Here is a 3,026-nt window from a genome sequence, read left to right as displayed (position 1 = left end):
TTTTTGCCCGCTTTGGTAAGTCTGATGCCGTCAATGATGGAAGCATGGTTTAATTCGTCTGAGATGACGATATCATCTTTGGTGAGAATGCTTGAAAGAATGCCTTGATTTGCGGTGAAACCGGACTGGAATACGAGCGCAGCTTCAGTATTTTTAAATGAAGCGAGCTTCTTTTCGAGCTCATCATGCATGGTGAATGTTCCGGCTATTGTCCGGACCGATCCCGTTCCAGCTCCGTACCGTTTTACCGCCTCTTCGGCCGCTTTTTGGAGGCGCGGATGTGACGTCAACCCGAGATAGTTATTGGATGAAAGCTGAATGATGTCTTTTCCCTGCATTTTGACCGTTGATCCTTGCAGCGATTCGATGATCGGCAGTTCCTGAAAAGTTCCGTTTTCTTTCATTGTATCAAGCTCGGAAGCTAAAAAATTAAATTCTTTCATATCCATCTCTCCCTTCACGGTATCAATACGACTTTTCCGCATTGCCCTTTTCTCATCAGTTCAAAGCCTTTTTCAAACTCTTCCATCGGGAAACGGTGGGTGATGACAGGCTTGATTTGAATCGTACCGGACTGGAGAAGACCGCTGACCTGCCTCCACGTTTCAAACATTTTGCGGCCGGTAATTCCCTGAACCGTCAATCCTTTAAAGACGATATCATTTGTCATGTCGATGCATACGGGATGCTCAGGCAGACTTAAGACATGCACCCGCCCTCCGTTCGCAGCCATTTTTAAACTTTGGCGGATGGCCGTCGGATGGCCTGACATTTCGCAAACCAAGTCCGCTCCTTCACCACCAGTTAAAGCGCTTACATTTTTGAGCGGATCTTCTTTTTCAACGGAGATGATATCGGTTGCCCCCATTTGCAATGCAAGGTCGAGCCTGTATTCGTTTTTATCGATGGCGATCACTTGTGACGCGCCTGACGCTTTTGCAACTGCCACGGCCATCAATCCGATCGGTCCGCAGCCGACGACAGCGACTTTCACTCCAGCTGTCATTCCCGTCAGAACCGTATGCACGGCGTTTCCGAGCGGTTCTTGAATAGAAGCGAGATCCTCAGGCATGCCGTCCGGATTTTTCCAAATGTTTGCGGCAGGCACTTTGACATATTCAGCAAAACAGCCGTCTGTATCGACACCGAGAATCAGCGTTTTTCTGCAGACATGCTCTTTTCCGGTTAAACACGGCAGGCACTTTCCGCAAATGATGTGCGTTTCTGCCGAAACATACTCCCCTTCTTGTACCGCAGTCACATTTTCCCCCACTAGTACAACCTCGCCGGAAAATTCGTGGCCAAACACATAAGGCGGTTTCACCCTGCTTTTCGCCCATTCATCCCAATTATAAATATGGACATCGGTTCCGCAAATTGATGCGGCTTTGACTTTGATCAGCACCTCGTGTTTGTCGATCTTCGGTATCGGGACGAGCTCGAAGCTGGCGCCCGGCTCCCCCGGCTTCTTGATAAGCGCTTTCATATTTCCGTCCAAGATGAACAGACCCCCTTTGCAAAATCGCTTTACAAAAGGATTGTAGCACGATAATTCATATTGGTAAACATCTGTGTCCTCTTGAGAAAAACAGATGAACACCCTCTGAAAAATGTATGATATTTTTTTAAAATGGGATGCGGCTGAAGAAATTTTGAAAGAGAAATCCGTCGACTTGACTTGGTGTATATGAGCGCTGCAGCGCTTCGATCAGATTCCCGTAATCTTTGTGGGCTTCCAGACCCGGAATGACCCGGTCGATGCCGTCAAAATCAGATCCGAATCCGATATGCCGCTCGCCTCCCAAAGAGCAGACATGGTCAATATGTGAGAGGATATCTTTGATCACAGGCGTTTTTCCGTTTCTCACGAATTCAGGGACAAATGTCAAGCCGATGACGCCGTTCTTTTCAATAAGCGCTTTGATTTGATCGTCTTTTAAATTTCTCGGATGAGGGCAAAGGCTGTGCGCATTCGAATGAGAGGCGATCGGATACGCTGCCGTTTCAACCGCACCCCAAAAGCTTTTCTCTGATAAATGGGAGAGATCGGTCCATGCCCGGTTTTTGTTCGCCTTGCGAATCAGCCTTTCCCCGTAAGAAGTCAAACCTGCGTTTCTTTCTTCTAAAGCGCCGTCTGCGAACGTATTGGCCCAGTTCCACGTCAGGCCGAAACTTCTGACGCCGAGCTGAAAAAAGATCTCACCCAGCCTTAAGTTTTTTGAGATCGGCTCACAGCCTTCCATCGTTAGAATGATGCCGGTTTCATCGCTTTTGAGCTTGTCGATATCGGCTTTATGTTTGATCAGTTTGATCCGCTTGTACTTTGCAATTTTTTCGTGAAACAGCCGGATCTGCACGAGCGCCATTTCAAGCCTTATTGTGTCGGGTACGGTTTCGGGCAGAAAAATCGCCAGACACTGCACTTTCGCCTTTCCGTTTAACAGAGCCTGAACCGGCGTTTGAAGCGACGGGTCACTGTACTCATTAAGCTTCGGATTTTTCCAGAGCTTCAGCAGCAAATCAGAATGGGCATCAAAAATTTTCACGTTCATCCTCTCCCGGCTGCATTTTTCAAAAACGGCTAAACCAAAAACAACCCGCTTACGTGAAAGTAAGCAGGTTGAAGCATTTGAAAAAGAGTGATTTTTCTATCAGCGAGGCTCTACGATTAGCTTAATCGCTGTTCGTTCTTCACCGTCAATTTGAATGTCCGTAAACGCCGGAATGCAAATCAGATCCACACCGCTCGGTGCTACAAATCCCCGTGCAATCGCTACCGCTTTAACAGCCTGATTTAATGCTCCGGCTCCGATTGCTTGAATTTCTGCAGCTCCTCGTTCCCTCAAGACTCCTGCGAGCGCACCTGCGACCGAGTTTGGATTTGATTTTGCTGAAACCTTTAATATTTCCATTCCTGCTCCCCCTTAAGTTTACAATGGATAAGTGAGTGTTCATTAGAACAATCATTATTAGATGTTGCTATTTTCAAAGCCATCCCCTTTTAATTGCTTTTCAAAAATAGCAGG

Annotated in this window: 4 protein-coding genes; all 4 read right to left on the bottom strand. The window is 47.1% G+C overall.

The genetic code is table 11. The annotated features are described in order from the left end of the window. The coding region (locus C1T29_RS24775) for an aminotransferase class I/II-fold pyridoxal phosphate-dependent enzyme (RefSeq protein WP_231516554.1) at positions 1-443 on the bottom strand (443 nt) is incomplete at its 3' end. Between the two features lie 14 nt (positions 444-457). Beyond that, complete coding sequence (gene tdh, locus C1T29_RS10835; protein ID WP_103749103.1) at positions 458-1,501, bottom strand: L-threonine 3-dehydrogenase; 1,044 nt, start codon at positions 1,499-1,501, stop codon at positions 458-460. Positions 1,502-1,625: 124 nt separating this feature from the next. Further along, the gene (locus tag C1T29_RS10830) at positions 1,626-2,546 is read right to left on the bottom strand and encodes a dipeptidase (protein WP_208945693.1); all 921 of its coding nucleotides are present in this window, start codon (positions 2,544-2,546) and stop codon (positions 1,626-1,628) included. 105 nt (positions 2,547-2,651) lie between these two features. Further along, positions 2,652-2,912: a stage V sporulation protein SpoVS gene (gene spoVS / locus C1T29_RS10825; RefSeq protein WP_003181955.1), complete on the bottom strand. Its 261-nt coding sequence runs from the start codon at positions 2,910-2,912 to the stop codon at positions 2,652-2,654. Between the last annotated feature and the right edge of the window lie 114 nt (positions 2,913-3,026).

It is taken from the genome of Bacillus sp. MBGLi79, from assembly GCF_002953915.1.
This window is presented reverse-complemented; position numbering and strand designations above follow the sequence as displayed.

Excerpts from the sequence above, each read along its gene's own strand:
- spoVS (WP_003181955.1), bottom strand. The coding sequence starts at position 2,912 with ATGGAAATATTAAAGGTTTCAGCAAAATCAAATCCAAACTCGGTCGCA.